Source organism: Klebsiella pneumoniae (assembly GCF_000742135.1).
GTDB lineage: Bacteria > Pseudomonadota > Gammaproteobacteria > Enterobacterales > Enterobacteriaceae > Klebsiella > Klebsiella pneumoniae.
This window is the reverse complement of the sequence record NZ_KN046818.1, coordinates 4,435,686-4,452,164: the sequence shown is the minus strand read 5'-3', so window position 1 is coordinate 4,452,164 and position 16,479 is coordinate 4,435,686. Positions and strand designations below refer to the sequence as shown.

15 protein-coding genes are annotated in these 16,479 nt (G+C 49.1%); 8 read left to right on the top strand and 7 right to left on the bottom strand.

Annotated elements, in window-relative coordinates:
- Nucleotides 1–4 precede the first annotated feature (4 nt).
- From hisD to hisIE, 7 genes are read left to right on the top strand one after another with little or no spacing between them, the layout of a single operon-like run.
- Entirely contained in the window at nt 5–1,309 is a 1,305-nt protein-coding gene (gene hisD / locus DR88_RS04785) for a histidinol dehydrogenase (protein WP_004148999.1), read from the top strand.
- The gene (gene hisC / locus DR88_RS04790; RefSeq protein WP_004149000.1) at nt 1,306–2,367 is read left to right on the top strand and encodes a histidinol-phosphate transaminase; all 1,062 of its coding nucleotides are present in this window, start codon (nt 1,306–1,308) and stop codon (nt 2,365–2,367) included. The genes hisD and hisC overlap by 4 nt, the downstream gene beginning before the upstream one ends.
- Nucleotides 2,364–3,431 (top strand): bifunctional histidinol-phosphatase/imidazoleglycerol-phosphate dehydratase HisB, encoded by a 1,068-nt coding sequence (hisB, locus tag DR88_RS04795; protein WP_004149001.1) that lies wholly within the window; start codon nt 2,364–2,366, stop codon nt 3,429–3,431. Before hisC ends, hisB begins: the two co-directional genes overlap by 4 nt.
- A complete protein-coding gene (hisH, locus tag DR88_RS04800) occupies nt 3,431–4,021 on the top strand; it encodes an imidazole glycerol phosphate synthase subunit HisH (RefSeq protein WP_008804113.1) in 591 nt (196 codons plus the stop codon). Before hisB ends, hisH begins: the two co-directional genes overlap by 1 nt.
- Nucleotides 4,021–4,758, top strand: a complete 738-nt coding sequence (gene hisA, locus DR88_RS04805) for a 1-(5-phosphoribosyl)-5-[(5-phosphoribosylamino)methylideneamino]imidazole-4-carboxamide isomerase (RefSeq protein ID WP_023341928.1) — start codon at nt 4,021–4,023, stop codon at nt 4,756–4,758. The genes hisH and hisA overlap by 1 nt, the downstream gene beginning before the upstream one ends.
- Nucleotides 4,740–5,516 carry an imidazole glycerol phosphate synthase subunit HisF gene (gene hisF / locus DR88_RS04810; protein WP_004180497.1) on the top strand — a complete coding sequence of 259 codons (777 nt, stop codon included), beginning with the start codon at nt 4,740–4,742 and terminating at the stop codon, nt 5,514–5,516. The genes hisA and hisF overlap by 19 nt, the downstream gene beginning before the upstream one ends.
- Entirely contained in the window at nt 5,510–6,109 is a 600-nt protein-coding gene (gene hisIE / locus DR88_RS04815) for a bifunctional phosphoribosyl-AMP cyclohydrolase/phosphoribosyl-ATP diphosphatase HisIE (protein WP_004144136.1), read from the top strand. The genes hisF and hisIE overlap by 7 nt, the downstream gene beginning before the upstream one ends.
- Before the next feature lie 103 nt (nt 6,110–6,212).
- Here the strand turns inward: hisIE and DR88_RS04820 are convergent, their stop codons facing one another.
- The 7 genes from DR88_RS04820 to rfbA all read right to left on the bottom strand — a co-directional run bounded on the left by DR88_RS04820 (nt 6,213) and on the right by rfbA (nt 14,276).
- Nucleotides 6,213–7,529: a glycosyltransferase gene (locus DR88_RS04820; protein ID WP_004149002.1), complete on the bottom strand. Its 1,317-nt coding sequence runs from the start codon at nt 7,527–7,529 to the stop codon at nt 6,213–6,215.
- A 122-nt stretch (nt 7,530–7,651) separates the two neighbouring features.
- Complete coding sequence (locus tag DR88_RS04825) at nt 7,652–8,797, bottom strand: glycosyltransferase family 4 protein (protein WP_025861879.1); 1,146 nt, start codon at nt 8,795–8,797, stop codon at nt 7,652–7,654.
- Nucleotides 8,798–9,691, bottom strand: coding sequence for a glycosyltransferase (locus tag DR88_RS04830; protein ID WP_004149004.1), 894 nt, complete (start codon nt 9,689–9,691; stop codon nt 8,798–8,800).
- Nucleotides 9,688–10,842: a UDP-galactopyranose mutase gene (gene rfbD / locus DR88_RS04835; RefSeq protein ID WP_004149005.1), complete on the bottom strand. Its 1,155-nt coding sequence runs from the start codon at nt 10,840–10,842 to the stop codon at nt 9,688–9,690. The genes DR88_RS04830 and rfbD overlap by 4 nt, the downstream gene beginning before the upstream one ends.
- 15 nt (nt 10,843–10,857) lie before the next feature.
- The gene (locus DR88_RS04840; protein WP_032443983.1) at nt 10,858–12,753 is read right to left on the bottom strand and encodes a DUF4422 domain-containing protein; all 1,896 of its coding nucleotides are present in this window, start codon (nt 12,751–12,753) and stop codon (nt 10,858–10,860) included.
- Nucleotides 12,754–12,768: 15 nt separating this feature from the next.
- The gene (rfbB, locus tag DR88_RS04845; protein ID WP_002912371.1) at nt 12,769–13,509 is read right to left on the bottom strand and encodes an O-antigen export ABC transporter ATP-binding protein RfbB; all 741 of its coding nucleotides are present in this window, start codon (nt 13,507–13,509) and stop codon (nt 12,769–12,771) included.
- Nucleotides 13,509–14,276, bottom strand: coding sequence for an O-antigen export ABC transporter permease RfbA (rfbA, locus tag DR88_RS04850; RefSeq protein WP_023287828.1), 768 nt, complete (start codon nt 14,274–14,276; stop codon nt 13,509–13,511). The genes rfbB and rfbA overlap by 1 nt, the downstream gene beginning before the upstream one ends.
- A 1,075-nt stretch (nt 14,277–15,351) precedes the next feature.
- Between rfbA and DR88_RS04855 the strand changes: the two genes are divergently transcribed.
- Nucleotides 15,352–16,356 carry an NAD-dependent epimerase gene (locus tag DR88_RS04855; RefSeq protein WP_004149013.1) on the top strand — a complete coding sequence of 335 codons (1,005 nt, stop codon included), beginning with the start codon at nt 15,352–15,354 and terminating at the stop codon, nt 16,354–16,356.
- Nucleotides 16,357–16,479 lie beyond the last annotated feature (123 nt).

Sequence of the window (16,479 nt, the reverse complement as noted above, 5' to 3'; positions counted from 1 at the left end):
AATCATGAGCTTCAACACAATCATCGACTGGAACGGCTGTAGCGCAGACCAACAACAGCAACTCTTAACGCGCCCGGCAATTTCCGCCTCCGACAGCATCAGTAAAACGGTGACGGAGATCCTGAATAACGTCAAAGCCAACGGCGACGCGGCGCTGCGCGAATACAGCGCGAAGTTTGATAAAACCACCGTCGCCGCACTGCAGGTGAGCGAGGCGGAGATCGCCGCCGCCGGCGAGCGCCTCAGCGATGAGCTGAAGCAGGCGATGGCGGTAGCGGTGAAAAACATTGAGACCTTCCACAACGCGCAACAGCTGCAGGCGGTGGATGTCGAAACGCTGCCGGGGGTGCGCTGCCAGCAGGTCACCCGCCCTATCGCCTCCGTCGGACTGTACATTCCCGGCGGCTCAGCGCCGCTGTTCTCCACGGTGCTAATGCTGGCGACGCCGGCGCGCATCGCCGGCTGTCAGCAGGTGGTGCTCTGCTCGCCGCCGCCGATTGCCGATGAGATCCTCTATGCCGCGCAGCTGTGCGGCGTAAAAACCATCTTTAACGTCGGCGGCGCCCAGGCCATCGCCGCCCTCGCCCTCGGTACCGAGTCGGTGCCGAAGGTAGATAAAATCTTTGGCCCGGGCAACGCTTACGTCACGGAAGCCAAACGCCAGGTCAGCCAGCGTCTGGACGGCGCAGCCATCGACATGCCGGCCGGCCCGTCGGAAGTGCTGGTGATCGCCGACAGCGGCGCCAACCCGGACTTTGTCGCCTCTGACCTGCTGTCGCAGGCGGAACACGGCCCGGACTCGCAGGTGATCCTCCTGACCCCGGACGCCGACATGGGCAGCCGCGTCGCCGAAGCCGTGGAACGCCAGCTGGCCGCCCTGCCGCGCGCGGAAACCGCCCGTGTGGCGCTCTCCGCCAGCCGGATCATCGTGGCCCGCGATCTGGCGCAGTGCGTGGCTATTTCCAACCTGTACGGCCCGGAGCACCTGATCATTCAGACCCGTCAGGCCCGCGAGCTGGTGGACAACATCACCAGCGCCGGTTCCGTTTTCCTTGGCGACTGGTCACCGGAATCCGCGGGCGACTACGCCTCGGGCACCAACCACGTCCTGCCGACCTATGGTTACACCGCCACCTGCTCAAGCCTCGGTCTGGCCGACTTCCAGAAGCGGATGACCGTGCAGGAGCTGTCGCGCGACGGCTTTGCCGCCCTCGCCTCAACGATTGAGATCCTGGCCGCCGCCGAGCGCCTTGACGCCCACAAAAACGCCGTAACGCTGCGCGTTGCCGCCCTGAAGGAGCAAGCATGAGCATTGAAGATTTAGCCCGCGCCAACGTCCGCGCGCTGACCCCGTATCAATCCGCTCGCCGGCTGGGCGGCAAAGGCGACGTCTGGCTCAACGCCAACGAATTCCCTACTGCCGTGGCCTTCCAGCTTACCGAACAGACGCTAAACCGCTATCCGGAGCCGCAGCCGAAGGCCGTGATTGAGAGCTATGCCCGCTACGCCGAGGTCAAACCGGAGCAGGTGCTGGTCAGCCGCGGCGCCGACGAAGGCATCGAGCTGCTGATCCGCGCCTTCTGTGAGCCCGGCGAAGACGCGGTGCTCTACTGCCCGCCGACCTACGGCATGTACAGCGTCAGCGCCGAAACCATCGGCGTCGAGTGCCGCACCGTGCCGACGCTGGCCGACTGGCAGCTCGACCTGCCGGGCATCGAAGCGCGGCTGGACGGCGTGAAGGTGGTCTTCGTCTGCAGCCCGAACAACCCGACCGGGCAGATTATCGACCCGCAGTCGATGCGCGACCTGCTGGAGATGACCCGCGGCAAAGCCATCGTGGTGGCCGACGAAGCCTATATTGAATTCTGCCCGCAGGCGACGCTGGCCGGCTGGCTCAGCGACTATCCGCACCTGGTGGTGCTGCGCACGCTGTCCAAAGCCTTCGCCCTCGCCGGCCTGCGCTGCGGCTTCACACTCGCCAACGCCGAGGTGATCAACGTGCTGCTGAAAGTGATCGCCCCGTACCCGCTCTCCACGCCGGTGGCCGATATCGCCGCCCAGGCCCTGAGCCCGGAGGGGATCGCCGCGATGCGCCAGCGCGTGGCGCAGATCCTTGACGAGCGCCGCTACCTGGTGGAACAGCTGCGCGGCATCGCCTGCGTGGAGCAGGTCTTCGATTCCGAGACCAACTATGTGCTGGCGCGGATAACCGCCTCCAGCGCAGTGTTTAAATCTTTGTGGGATCAGGGCATTATCTTACGTGACCAGAATAAACAACCTTCACTAAGCGGCTGTTTGCGTATCACTATCGGTACCCGTGCCGAGAGCCAGCGCGTGATTGACGCCTTGACTGCGGAGAATGTATGACCCAGAAGTATCTCTTTATTGACCGTGACGGCACCCTGATTTCCGAACCGCCGGAGGATTTCCAGGTGGACCGGTTCGACAAGCTGGCGTTTGAGCCGCAGGTGATCCCGGCGCTGCTTAAGCTGCAGCAGGAAGGCTATAAGCTGGTGATGATCACCAATCAGGATGGCCTGGGAACCGACAGTCTGCCGCAGGAAGCATTTGATGGCCCGCACAACCTGATGATGCAGATCTTCGCCTCGCAGGGCGTTAACTTTGAAGAGGTGCTGATTTGTCCGCACTTCCCGGGCGACAACTGCGCCTGCCGCAAGCCAAAAACGCAGCTGGTGCTGCCGTGGCTGGAAGAGGGCGTGCTGGATAAATCCCACAGCTATGTGATTGGCGACCGGGCCACCGACCTTGAGCTGGCGGATAACATGGGAATTACCGGTCTGCGCTATGACCGCGAGACGCTCGACTGGCCGACCATCTGCGAGCAACTGACCCGCCGCGACCGCTATGCCCACGTCGAGCGCATCACCAAAGAGACCCAGGTGGATGTGAAAGTGTGGCTGGACCGCGAAGGCGGCAGCAAGATCCACACCGGCGTCGGCTTTTTTGACCATATGCTCGACCAAATCGCCACCCACGGCGGCTTCCGCATGGAGGTTAACGTCGGCGGCGATCTGTACATCGACGACCACCACACGGTGGAAGATACCGGACTGGCCCTCGGCGAAGCCCTGAAGCTGGCCCTTGGCGACAAGCGCGGCATCAACCGCTTCGGCTTCGTGCTGCCGATGGACGAGTGTCTTGCCCGCTGCGCGCTGGATATCTCCGGCCGTCCGCACCTGGAGTATAAGGCGGACTTCACCTATCAGCGCGTCGGCGATCTGAGCACCGAGATGGTGGAACACTTCTTCCGCTCGCTCTCCTTCACCATGGCGGTGACCCTGCACCTGAAAACCAAGGGCAAGAACGATCACCACCGCGTGGAGAGCCTGTTCAAAGCCTTTGGCCGTACGCTGCGCCAGGCGATCCGCGTCCAGGGCGATGCCCTGCCGTCTTCCAAAGGGGTGCTGTAATGAATGTGGTGATCCTTGATACCGGCTGCGCCAACCTCAATTCGGTGAAATCGGCGATTGGCCGCCACGGCTATGAGCCGGTGGTCAGCCGCGATCCGGAAGTGGTATTGCGTGCCGATAAACTTTTTCTTCCCGGCGTCGGCACCGCCCAGGCGGCGATGGATCAGCTGCGCGACCGGGATCTGATCGACCTGATCAAAGCCTGTACCCAGCCGGTGCTGGGGATTTGCCTGGGCATGCAGCTGCTCGGCAAGCGCAGCGAGGAGAACAACGGCGTCGATCTGCTGGGCATTATCGAAGAAGAGGTGCCGAAGATGACCGACCACGGTCTGCCGCTGCCGCACATGGGCTGGAACCGGGTGTATGCCAAAGCTGGCGATCGGCTGTTCCGCGGCATTGAAGAAGGCGCGTATTTCTACTTCGTGCACAGCTACGCCATGCCGGTCAACCCGTACACCATCGCCCAGTGCAATTACGGCGAGGCGTTCACCGCCGCGGTGCAGAAAGATAACTTCTTTGGCGTGCAGTTTCACCCGGAGCGCTCCGGGAGCGCCGGGGCGCAGCTGCTGAAAAACTTCCTGGAGATGTGATGATTATTCCTGCTTTAGATTTAATCGACGGCACCGTCGTTCGTCTCCATCAGGGCGATTACGGCCAGCAGCGCGACTATGGCAGCGATCCGCTGCCGCGCCTGCAGGCCTATGCCGCTCAGGGAGCGGAAGTCCTGCACCTGGTCGATCTGACCGGGGCGAAGGATCCGGCGAAGCGCCAGATCCCGCTGCTGAAATCGCTGGTCGCCGGGGTTGACGTCCCGGTACAGGTTGGCGGCGGTGTGCGGACCGAAGCGGATGTCGCGGCCCTGCTTGAGGCCGGCGTCGACCGCGTGGTGGTCGGCTCCACCGCGGTGAAATCCCCGGAGGAAGTGAAAGGCTGGTTCAAACGCTTTGGCCCAGAACGGCTGGTGCTGGCCCTCGACGTGCGTATCGACGCCGACGGCAATAAGCAGGTGGCGGTCAGCGGCTGGCAGGAGAACTCCGGCGTGACGCTGGAGGAGCTGGTGGAGAGCTATCTGCCGGTCGGCCTGCAGCATGTGCTGTGCACCGATATCTCCCGCGACGGCACCCTGGCGGGTTCTAACGTCTCGCTGTACGAGGAAGTCTGCGCCCGCTATCCGCAGGTGGCGTTTCAGTCATCCGGCGGCATCGGCGATCTCAATGATATTGCCGCCCTGCGCGGCACCGGGGTGCGCGGCGTGATTGTCGGTCGCGCGCTGCTGGAAGGTAAATTCAACGTAACGGAGGCCATTCAATGCTGGCAAAACGGATAATCCCCTGCCTCGACGTCCGCGACGGCCAGGTAGTGAAAGGCGTGCAGTTCCGTAATCACGAGATCATTGGCGACATCGTCCCGCTGGCCAAGCGCTATGCCGACGAAGGGGCCGACGAACTGGTGTTCTATGATATCACCGCCTCCAGCGACGGTCGGGTGGTCGACAAGAGCTGGGTGTCGCGGGTAGCGGAAGTGATTGATATTCCTTTCTGCGTGGCGGGCGGGATCAAGTCGCTGGAAGACGCGGCGCAGATCCTCTCCTTCGGCGCCGATAAGATCTCGATTAACTCCCCTGCTCTCGCCGACCCGACGCTGATCACCCGCCTTGCCGACCGCTTTGGCGTGCAGTGTATCGTGGTGGGGATTGATACCTGGTTTGACGCAGAGACCGGCAAGTATCACGTCAACCAGTATACCGGCGATGAGAGCCGCACCCGGGTGACGCAGTGGGAAACCCTCGACTGGGTGGAGGAAGTGCAGAAGCGCGGCGCAGGCGAGATCGTTCTCAATATGATGAACCAGGACGGGGTGCGCAACGGTTACGACCTGCAGCAGCTGGCGAAGGTTCGCGCGGTGTGCCACGTCCCGCTGATCGCCTCCGGCGGCGCGGGCACTATGGAACACTTCCTCGAAGCCTTCCGCGACGCCGACGTTGACGGCGCGCTGGCGGCCTCGGTATTCCACAAACAGATTATTAATATTGGCGAACTGAAAGCGTACCTGGCGGCACAGGGCGTGGAGATAAGGGTATGTTGACTGAACAGCTGGACTGGGAAAAAACGGACGGCATGATGCCGGCCATCGTGCAGCACGCCGTATCCGGCGAAGTGCTGATGCACGGCTACATGAACAAGGAGGCGCTGGAGAAAACCGAAGCCACCGGCAAGGTCACCTTTTACTCGCGCACCAAGCAGCGGCTGTGGACCAAGGGTGAAACCTCGGGCCATGTCCTCAATGTAGTGAGCATCACGCCGGACTGTGACAACGATACGCTGCTGGTGCTGGTAAACCCGATCGGGCCGACCTGCCACAAAGGCACCACCAGCTGCTTCGGCGAAACCGGCCACCAGTGGCTGTTCCTCTATCAGCTGGAGCAGCTGCTGGCCGAGCGTAAACACGCCGACCCGGAGAGCTCCTACACGGCGAAGCTGTATGCCAGCGGCACCAAGCGTATTGCGCAGAAAGTGGGGGAAGAAGGCGTGGAGACCGCGCTGGCCGCCACCGTGAACGACCGCTTCGAGCTGAAGAATGAGGCGTCGGACCTGATGTATCACCTGCTGGTGCTGCTGCAGGACCAGGGGCTGGATCTCGGGGAAGTGATTGATAATTTAAGAGCACGGCATAGGTAATAATAGCAAAGGGAGGTGTTAATATGCCTCCCTGCATAACTTTGCTCGTTAATCAGGAGTATTTCTCTGCAACTAAAATAAGCATGAAGTATTGATAAAAATATTACATTTTCCTCGTGATTAACGCTTTGATTAACCTTAAAGGTCTTGTAACTTTCCATGACAATGATGAAATAAGGGCTGAATAACGTTGAGCAGCGTTATTTAATTCATTTTGTAGTTTAGTTAATTGATCTTGCTGTTTCTGATACTCAGTCTCTAAATATGCATTTCGCTGGACCAACCTATCAATACGTTCTTTTTTCTGTGCAACGGACGCTCTTAGCTCATCAATTTCTTCTTCCCTGGCTTTAAGAACTTGATCCTGAGAAGCAATACTGGCTTGCAACTTCTCTGAAGATAAATTAGAGGATTCAAGCTCATGTAATACCCGATCTTTTAACGAGAAAAGATACTCTTCCGGCGTTAACCGAATCAGGCGATAGTGTGCCGCTTTGATAAAATCATCATAAAAATCGCTTTCATCAATATCCAATGAGGCGATGAATTCGCGTGAAGCAGTGAATAAAGAATCAAACGCCGGACCAGAAATCGTATTTAAATTCCACTCAAGAAAAGTCACTGCATAATTATTAAAGTCTCTACCACGTGAAGGCAACAAGTGCTTTGAGTCAATAAATGAATAGAGGGCACGTAACGCATCAAGAGCACAGTGCCATGATTTCTCTCTGGTCACCGATAATGAACCACTGCGATTAATGGAATGAGAAATCAAGATCTCATCCAGGAACGCCATTCTTTTGGTAAGTAGCATAAAAGCGCTAACAAAAAATAAATCATTAGTCGTTCTTAAATCCTGGAATTGTAACCCAGTATCCAGTATAGCCTGGCGACGGAAAAGCTTATCCCAGGGCCACCAGATAAATGCATCAAAGAAATTATGAGTAATTTCATCTGATGAAAATAGTTCTTTTTGGGGGAGTAAATCTACGCGCACAGACCATGGCATAGGTGCATATGAATGGGTTTGTAGATCTAAAGACTGGCATCGGCAGATAACCACATCGGCTTGCAGCAATGCAGCATGATCATACATCCGTTTGAGCATATTAGCATCGGCATAATCGTCATCATCAAGAAAAATGATATATTCGCCACTTGCTATTTTTAAGCCCATGTTACGTGATGCACCTGCACCGATATTCTGCGAATTATTCAAAAGACGTATTCGCGAGTCATTAGCGGCAAAGGACTGCAGTAGCTTTAACGTATCATCAGCTGAATTGTCATCAATAATGATGACTTCAATATCCTGTAACGATTGCGATAAAATGGAACTTAGCGTATCAGATATATATTCTGCAGCATCGTGCACAGGTATCACAACAGAGACCAGTGCACTTGAAGATCTTTCAGACATTTGATCGCCTCCCGAGTGACACGTTACAGTAATTTTAGTTAATAATATACTTCAAAAAAAATTTGATGGTAAAGAAACAATATCTGGCAATTAATAAAAAAGGATAACCGTTTGATCGACAACTATCCCTCAACCACATCATGATAAGTCTTTAGCGTTTTACTAATAATCATCCCACTCGAGAATTTATCCTGAATACGCTTACGTCCTTTAATACCCATTTCAACGCGTGCTTTAGGATTGCTAAGCAAAAAGGCAAGTTTATCAGCCAACTCTTCAGGTGAATTGCTTTTAACAATAATTCCATTATCATTATCAATAATAAGGCTATCACAACCACCGACATCATAAGCAATACAAGCGCGACCCACAGAAGATGCTTCCAGAAGAATTCGCGGAACACCTTCAGAATAAACTGACGGCAAAGCAACGATATTTGATTGCTCAATAAGATCGCAAACGTTATTCGAACGACCTAACCAGTTAATTAATCCTTGCTGATGCCAATTTTCAATGACCTGAAGGGAAATTGCATCTTTATCATTTTCGACCAGAATTCCAGCAACATTCAAAGTAAAGTGAATATTCTTACTGCGTAATATTTTCTTCGCTTCAATTAAGTCGCCCAGTCCTTTACTCCACAACATACGGCTGGCAAACAATACAACAGGGACATCGTGATCCTGTTCAAGAGAATATTTGTATATCTCTGGATTAATGCCTGCACCATCAATAACAATAGTCTGTTGTTCTTCGAGTCCAACCAACTTAGCCAGTTTTTTTCTGTCACGGTCATGTTCAAACATAAATATACAGCGCTTATTACTGGAAATATATTTATATGCAGCAATAGTAAACTGCCGTAATAATTTTAAAGGCATGCTGTCTGAAGAAAATACTCTTCCAAGCCCAACAAAACTTACGATGACCGGCAGATTAAATTTCTTCGCGAGCACACCACCAATCAAACATGGCTTGATAGTGATGCAATGCAAGAGATCCGGTTTTATATTTTTAATAATTTTTTGCACATCATGGTAAGTACGAAAGAAAACTAATGCATTAAAAGATTGAGCATCAAGAGTAACATTATGGCAAATAAAGCCGAATGTTTTGAATTTATTTATTATGTTGTCATCAATAAAATGGCTGATGATGTGAATCTCATAACCTGCATCACGGGAGGCGATGGCACGATCGATCCAGTGTAAATCGAAGTACCAATCCGAATTTATGAAATAACACAGTTTTCTCATTGCTATGCCCACTTAATGATACTTACCACTAATACCTTTTATGCCATGTGAAATTCCACGAAGAATAAATTTCATATAGGAATATTTTTGACGTTGCCATGGCAGGATTAATATATATTTTAGGATGCGTATCGCTATCGCTGAATTGCTATACACGGCATTTTTCTGGAATATTTTCTTCGACAGGATCAAATTACGGCATAGATAGTAAACCTTCCATTCAGGTGCAATAAGTTTGCCCTGAATACTCACATCATGATAAAAAAGCAACTCCGGGCTATACATAATTTGCTCACCAGCTAATGATAGCTGATAGCCAAAGTAAAGATCATCAAAGTAGATAAAGAGCTGTTCATGGATGTGGTCAAGACTGGTCGTGAGCAGATCACGATGTATGACCATCCCTACAAATGAAACCGTTTGTACGAACATAGAACGATTAGCTGCCGGGATAAATTCTCCAGGGTAGCGTAAATAGCGTACAGTGTCGCCAAGGGAGGTTGGTACACGCGAGAACGGCATATTCATCGGACACGGTTTTCCTTGCGGATCTTTCACCAGTCCACTAAATACCCGACATCCCCGCTTATCCAGCTGTGAAAAGGACTTCAACGTGTCTGGATAGGGGTAAGCATCGTCATCGTAGAAAAATACCCAATCACTTGCCAGCTGTTCACAGATATACTGACTACCGGTTTTAAAGCCCCCCGCCCCACCGGTATTCTCGGTGAGGGTTAATACAATGACTCGTGTATCAACAATTGACGAAAGCCAGGCTTGGGTCCCATCCGTGGACCCGTTATTGACAATAACAATATTAGTGAATTCAAGTTTGAGGGTCTCTTCAACGGTTTTTTTCAGTTTGCCGAGACGATTGAATGTCACTATCAATGCCGTATATTTCATCGTACAGAAACCGTAAACACAGGCATTGGCTGATTTTCAGTGAGTGAATTTAAATAGACTTCTGCCGTTTTCAATGCTTCGGCGATGGTCACATCCATGTCGAGGTAACGGTAGGTTCCAAGACGACCGACAAAAGTGATATTGGTTTCATTCTCGGCCAGTGACAAGTATTTTTCAAGAAGGGCCATCTCTCCCATCTGGCGAATAGGATAGTAAGGAATATCATTTTCTTCACAAGAACGGCTATACTCTTTATAACAAACAGAGTCGTCGTGTTGTTCCCAGGGAGAAAAATATTTATGTTCAGTGATGCGAGTATAGGGCACATCAACAGAACAATAGTTCATCACTGCGCATCCCTGGTAATCACCCTGATAGGTAAACTTCTTAAAATCTAATGTTCGATAGCCCAGACGGCCATATTGGTAGCCAAAAAACGCATCTAATGGACCGCTATAGAATACGTGATCGTAATGAGTTCGCTCTTCAACGATAAATTCCCGCTGTAAGTCAACCTTGATATTCTCATGATTGAGAATGGACTTAATCATCTGCGTATAACCACATTTCGGCATACCCTGAAATTTGTGGTTAAAATAATTATCATCATAGTTAAAACGAACAGGAAGACGTTTAAGAATAGATGCCGGCAGTTCCGAGGGTTGCATCCCCCACTGTTTAATCGTATAGCCTTTAAAAAAGGCCTCATATAACTCTTTACCAATAAAGCGTAACGCTTGCTCTTCAAAAGTTTGTGGATCAGCAATAGTGCTATCCCCTTTCTCAGCAATGAGCGCTCTGGCCTCATCAGGCGAACAAGTTTTTGAGAAAAACTGATTGATAGTATGCAAATTAATAGGCAGGGAAAATACCTGACCATTAACTGTCGCTTTAACCCGGTTCACATAGGGCATCATCTCTGCATGCTTGTTGACATAGTTCCACACTGTTTCATTGTCAGTATGGAAAATATGGGGTCCATAAACATGTACCATCACATTCGTTTCAGAGTCGCGTGCATCATAGGAATTCCCCCCAATGTGATCACGCTGATCGATAATATGGACTTGATGTCCCTTCTCAGCAAGTTGGCGACCGATAACTGCACCAGAGAAGCCAGCACCTACGATCAATATTTTTTTACTTTTCATCTGTTGTCTCTTTTATTATCCAAGAATAGCACGGCGTACTTTATAATAATATTTAGTCATCATGTTTCTTCTTGACGTGCCTATTGGTGCATATTTATTAACATAAGGCATCAATACGTTCTTGATTTTGGTCTGGAACAAGATTTGTTGTTGCGGCTCGCTATGGGTTAAACCAATCGAAGCCGCTAACGACATCTGACGTTTATAGATTTCCATCTCCCATGGAGTGTTAGCGATGTTTTCAATAAAGTCGTCGTAAAAATCAACTTTTTCAGTATTCCATGGTTTGTTCTCACCCGCATAATGAATCATTTTAGGCTTCTTGCGAGCTGCTAAATATTTCATATACGTTGCAAACTTAAGATTAGGGAAGAAATCATCCGTGTTGCCATTACCATGATAAACGTTCCACTCTAATGGCAGAAATGTGACTCGAGAGTAGAATACTTTATTCATGATATCCTGGTCGAGGAACCAGTATTTTTTTGCCTTTAATACACGCATCAATTCAGCAAAAGTATTTTCTTCGATCATTTGTTTGATATTAAAAACAATAATCCCTGCCTGAAAATATTCATCAGGGTTATTCATGTTTAAGGTTTTTTGTAAATATTCGCCTGCCGGCATAACGCCATCATCTGATGCCGACATTGCAGAAAATTTTACAAAACCTTCCATGACGATATCCTTAACCGCTGCAACTAAATTGTTGCCCAGAGGGACATCAAGCAGTTCACCCAGGTCTGCCTTTACAACGGTATCCGAATCAATAAATACGACTTTATCGTATCGTCTGAACAGTTGAGGAATAAAAAGACGGGCATACGTTGATGCGCTAAAATGCGCTCGGGTATGCACACCGTTAATTTCAGTGAAGGCATTAACGTCAAAAAAACGAAGAGAAATATTCGGATGAGCAGAGGTTAGATTTACCAACCGGGATTTATTCAAATAGCTAACTTTGTTTTCGAGTACGACGATATCATAATTTTTATTTTTGTCCGCATGTCGGATAATGGAATTAATTAATGCGCCACCGCTGATTGCGTAATTATCATCGAAACTGATAACCACTGGAACCGCAGAATCAAAAACTGGATTCAGTGCACCATTGAATGTTTCATTGCTGACAAAGGTACGCTGTAATTCTTTTACCTTAAGCTCACCATCTTGTTGCAGCTTAATTATGTAAATATTAAACAGCCGTTCAGCTATATGCCCAATAACGCGTTTTTCCTGGGCATTATAATTGTTCATCGAGATGGCATCTTCGAGATTATCCAGAATGGAAAAGAGCCACTCAGAATAGTCAACAAAAATATCTTTGCGCATGACAAACATATTTGTGTAATAGCCATCACTGGCATCATTAAATGTTTTTATTGCCGTGCTATACTCTGGATATAGTTTTTCAACGATGGCAATGGCAGCCTGATAATCACGAATGTGTAAGTATTCACCTCGTTCATAGTGATCGTAATTATTTTTACTTCCCGCCGCAGTGACAGACCATTTTTTTGGCAGCAAGATGTCAATACCTTCGACACACCGTTGAATTGTTTCTTCGTTTAATCCAAAGATCTTCTCATATTCTTCATCAATGCATGGATGGTTCACGACCCCCCAGGTATCCTCAGAAAAAGTTTGTTTTTCGGAAAAATTAAGATGACGGCGATAGTGCATGAAACCGACATAGTCTGCCAGCTCTTCGTTTTTCCAAACCCAATAATGCGCAGTTAGTTCGCAATAAAACGGATTCTTAAAAGAAATATTATCGCCACTGTCATCTCCTGGACAACCAATTTCATTACAAGAATTAGCTTTGCCGACATGCAGAGGTTTGATAATTGCAGCATTAAGAAAAGCACTAGGCTTATGGTGGCTGGTATAGATTTTAACGCTATTGTTCATTATATTACCCAATGATTAAGCCATTGCTTGCTTGTACAGTTCAATGATTCGATCGGCAGACCCCACTTCTCTGAGTCTATGATTTTCGATCCAGATGACTCTATCGCAGATTTTTTCAACGTCACTCATATTGTGGCTAACAAACAGTATCGTCACGCCTCTTTTCTTAAAATCTCTGATGGTCTGAATACATTTAGCCTGAAAAGCGATATCACCTACTGCCAGAACTTCATCAATAATTAAAATATCCGGTTCAACCTGACTGATGACCGAAAAACCTAACTTAGCTAGCATTCCGCTTGAATATACTCTGATGGGCTCGTCGATGAATTCTCCCAGTTCCGAAAATTCAATAATACGTTCCATACGTTGTTGGACCTCTTTACGTCGAAGGCCCAGCAGAGTAGCATTCAGGTAAATATTCTCACGCCCGGTAAGTTCCGGATGAAATCCTCCGCCGAGTTCAAGCATCGATGCCACCCGTCCTTCAGTGGTGACGGTTCCCTTAGTTGGCTTAATCACGCCGGCAACCAGACCAAGAGAGGTACTCTTTCCTGCCCCATTACGTCCAATCAGGGCAACAGCCTCACCTTTGCCAACTGTAAAGGATACGTCTTCGATAGCTAAATATTTCCGCCCCTTCAGCAACTGAAAAGCGCGTTTCGGATGGAAAATTAAATCTTTGATTCCTGAGCCAATATGATGGTACAGAGGATACTCTTTTGTAACATGACTGAAGTTAATAACTGGGTGCATTACAAGATCTCTGCAAATCGATATTTTAATTTATTGAAAATAGACAAACCGACAACCGTCAAAATGATTCCCGTAAAATAGAGTATAGAAATATACTCATAATTAAGAGTCCCATTCATGAATAAATCACGCCAACTAAGAATCATACTCGCTAGCGGATTGTAGGTAATTATCCAGCTAAATTTTTCCGGAATCATATCAGACGCATATAAAATCGGCGTACAATAAAACATCAGCATAATCCCCAGACTTACAAAGCGCTCCAGGTCACGGAAAAACAGGTTCAGCGTTGAAAAGATGATTGAAACACCAAAGGTGAAAATCACCTGGCCAATAGCAATGAGAGGTATACCCCAAACCCAGGACAAGGACGGCGACATGCCATAAACAAAAAGAAAGACAACAATAACCGGGATGGTGCAAAGAAAATGCAAGCCTTCCATCATCACATTACTTAGCGGAATCACGGACCGGGGAAAAACTGTCTTCTTGATAATTTGAGCGTTAGCGATGAATGAAAATAATGAGTTAGTGGCCGAACTGGCAAACCATTGCCACGGAAACAAGCCGGTAATGAGGAAAACTGTATAATTTGGAATTTGTACTCTCATTACCAGCTTAAATATAAAATAATAAATCATGGCAAAAAGCAATGGATTTGCTACTGACCATAAATAGCCTAGCATGCTGCTCTTATAGCGCACTTTTAGATCTTTATTTGTTATCACAACAAGTAAATCAAATAAATACCCTAAATTGTACTTCATCTTTATACTCATAAATTATTCTGCAAATATCCACTGAATGAGTTAGTCATACCAGGTCTACCTCGCCGATCCTGTCAGGCTCAACCATCGAGAAACTGACTGCTTTGTGCTGCGGGCAAAGTTTATCAGGTCAGCTGCCATTCATCGACTGCAACCAATGATTTGAACGGAAGCGCAAGCGACACCCCAGCCATAAACGATAAAAACCCTTTTAATTCAATAAATTAAAAAATCACCTTATGTTTTCTTCCACGCTACCGCCATTGGCTATCGCAACCAAAATGCGTGATCCACCGAGTTTTTAGCACTCACATCCGTTCAAACCGCACTGCAGATGGCATTACTGTTTAGTACAGCCATGCATCTCGTTACCTTAGCTACAAAAAGGCTTTACTCTGGCGTTTCCCTTCTCCGTTAGCTATCAGGACTTTCTCATTTCCGCAAGCAGCATGCCTGGCGTAGCACTCCCCTCGCCTGCTCATCACGCCCTTACATGCAAAAGAACCATCTAAGGACAGCATGAAATTCTGAAATAATTTCTTGCATATTAATAACAACTTTTGGGTAATGCTGCCAACTTACTGATTTACTTTTGGTGATGATTTATCAAGCAATACCTAAGTCTGCTAAATAGAACGGCAGCGTATTATAACTCTGCAAGTAAGGAATTAAAGTAAAAATCCGGTGCATGGCTTTTTCAATGTAAAAATGGACACACTTTAGACGATATCATGGCATTATCGCTAAATGAGCTCTCGGCAAACAAACACACCGGGCAAACTAAAGTAACCATCTTTACTCTACGAGGCCAGACCGCGTCTAAACCTCGTAATACTCGATAATACCGAAGCAAACACCCAACCCATTGTTTATATTGGGTTTTATATTATTTTCAACTTCTGAATGTCTTAATGTCTTTCGCGAATGATAATTAATTACATGACATTTACTCTCTGACGCCGCTGTTTACAGGTACTTGCATATCTTGTCATGGTAAACCAAGTGATCCCAACCGCAAGCCAGTGTAAAATCGGCACTTATGTAGAACGGGATATCCACACCCCGGAGGAAAAATATGAAGTTTTTGGTCACTGGTGCCGCAGGTTTTATCGGCTTCCATATCGCGCAGCGCCTGTTGAATGAAGGGCATGATGTTGTCGGAATCGACAACATGAACGACTATTATGACGTCAGCCTGAAGCAGGCCCGTCTGGATCGCCTGGCTTCTCCGGCATTCCATTTCCAGCAGCTGGATCTGGCCGACCGTGAAGGTATGGCAAAGCTGTTCGCCACAGAGCAATTTGATCGCGTGATCCACCTGGCCGCCCAGGCCGGTGTGCGCTACTCACTCGAAAACCCGTATGCCTACGCAGACGCTAACCTGATGGGGTATCTGAACATTCTGGAAGGCTGCCGTCATACCAAGGTGAAACACCTGGTGTACGCCTCCTCCAGCTCGGTTTACGGCCTCAACCGTAAAATGCCGTTCTCCACCGAAGATTCCGTCGATCATCCGGTCTCCTTGTATGCCGCCACCAAGAAAGCTAATGAGCTGATGGCGCACACCTATTCTCACCTGTACGGCATCCCGACCACCGGGCTGCGCTTCTTTACAGTGTATGGTCCGTGGGGTCGCCCGGATATGGCGCTGTTCAAGTTCACGAAAGCGATGCTGGAAGGAAAAAGTATCGACGTTTACAACTACGGCAAAATGAAGCGCGACTTCACCTATATCGACGACATCGTCGAGGCGGTGGTTCGGGTGCAGGATGTGATCCCGCAGGCCAATGCCGACTGGACCGTTGAGAGCGGTTCCCCGGCCACCAGCTCCGCGCCGTATCGGGTATATAACATTGGCAACAGCTCACCGGTGGAACTAATGGACTACATCACCGCCCTGGAAGAGGCGCTGGGAATGGAAGCGAAGAAGAATATGATGCCGATCCAGCCGGGCGATGTGCTGGACACCAGCGCAGACACCCAAGCGCTGTATGACCTGGTGGGTTTTAAGCCGCAAACGTCAGTGAAGGAAGGCGTGAAGAACTTCGTGGAGTGGTACAAGGATTACTATCAGATCTAATCCCCCTGCCCTGCCGCAATCGTCAGGTTGCGGCAACTTCTTGCAGCTACTCTGCATACTCTTACGTTATGTGAATCAACTGCAGCTGCATTACGTTATATATAATATTTTATGCTATAGCAT

Coding starts and splice junctions, on each gene's coding strand:
- hisD (WP_004148999.1), top strand. CDS start 5: ATGAGCTTCAACACAATCATCGACTGGAACGGCTGTAGCGCAGACCAA.
- hisC (WP_004149000.1), top strand. CDS start 1,306: ATGAGCATTGAAGATTTAGCCCGCGCCAACGTCCGCGCGCTGACCCCG.
- hisB (WP_004149001.1), top strand. CDS start 2,364: ATGACCCAGAAGTATCTCTTTATTGACCGTGACGGCACCCTGATTTCC.
- hisH (WP_008804113.1), top strand. CDS start 3,431: ATGAATGTGGTGATCCTTGATACCGGCTGCGCCAACCTCAATTCGGTG.
- hisA (WP_023341928.1), top strand. CDS start 4,021: ATGATTATTCCTGCTTTAGATTTAATCGACGGCACCGTCGTTCGTCTC.
- hisF (WP_004180497.1), top strand. CDS start 4,740: ATGCTGGCAAAACGGATAATCCCCTGCCTCGACGTCCGCGACGGCCAG.
- hisIE (WP_004144136.1), top strand. CDS start 5,510: ATGTTGACTGAACAGCTGGACTGGGAAAAAACGGACGGCATGATGCCG.
- DR88_RS04820 (WP_004149002.1), bottom strand. CDS start 7,529: ATGTCTGAAAGATCTTCAAGTGCACTGGTCTCTGTTGTGATACCTGTG.
- DR88_RS04830 (WP_004149004.1), bottom strand. CDS start 9,691: ATGAAATATACGGCATTGATAGTGACATTCAATCGTCTCGGCAAACTG.
- rfbD (WP_004149005.1), bottom strand. CDS start 10,842: ATGAAAAGTAAAAAAATATTGATCGTAGGTGCTGGCTTCTCTGGTGCA.
- DR88_RS04840 (WP_032443983.1), bottom strand. CDS start 12,753: ATGAACAATAGCGTTAAAATCTATACCAGCCACCATAAGCCTAGTGCT.
- rfbB (WP_002912371.1), bottom strand. CDS start 13,509: ATGCACCCAGTTATTAACTTCAGTCATGTTACAAAAGAGTATCCTCTG.
- rfbA (WP_023287828.1), bottom strand. CDS start 14,276: ATGAAGTACAATTTAGGGTATTTATTTGATTTACTTGTTGTGATAACA.
- DR88_RS04855 (WP_004149013.1), top strand. CDS start 15,352: ATGAAGTTTTTGGTCACTGGTGCCGCAGGTTTTATCGGCTTCCATATC.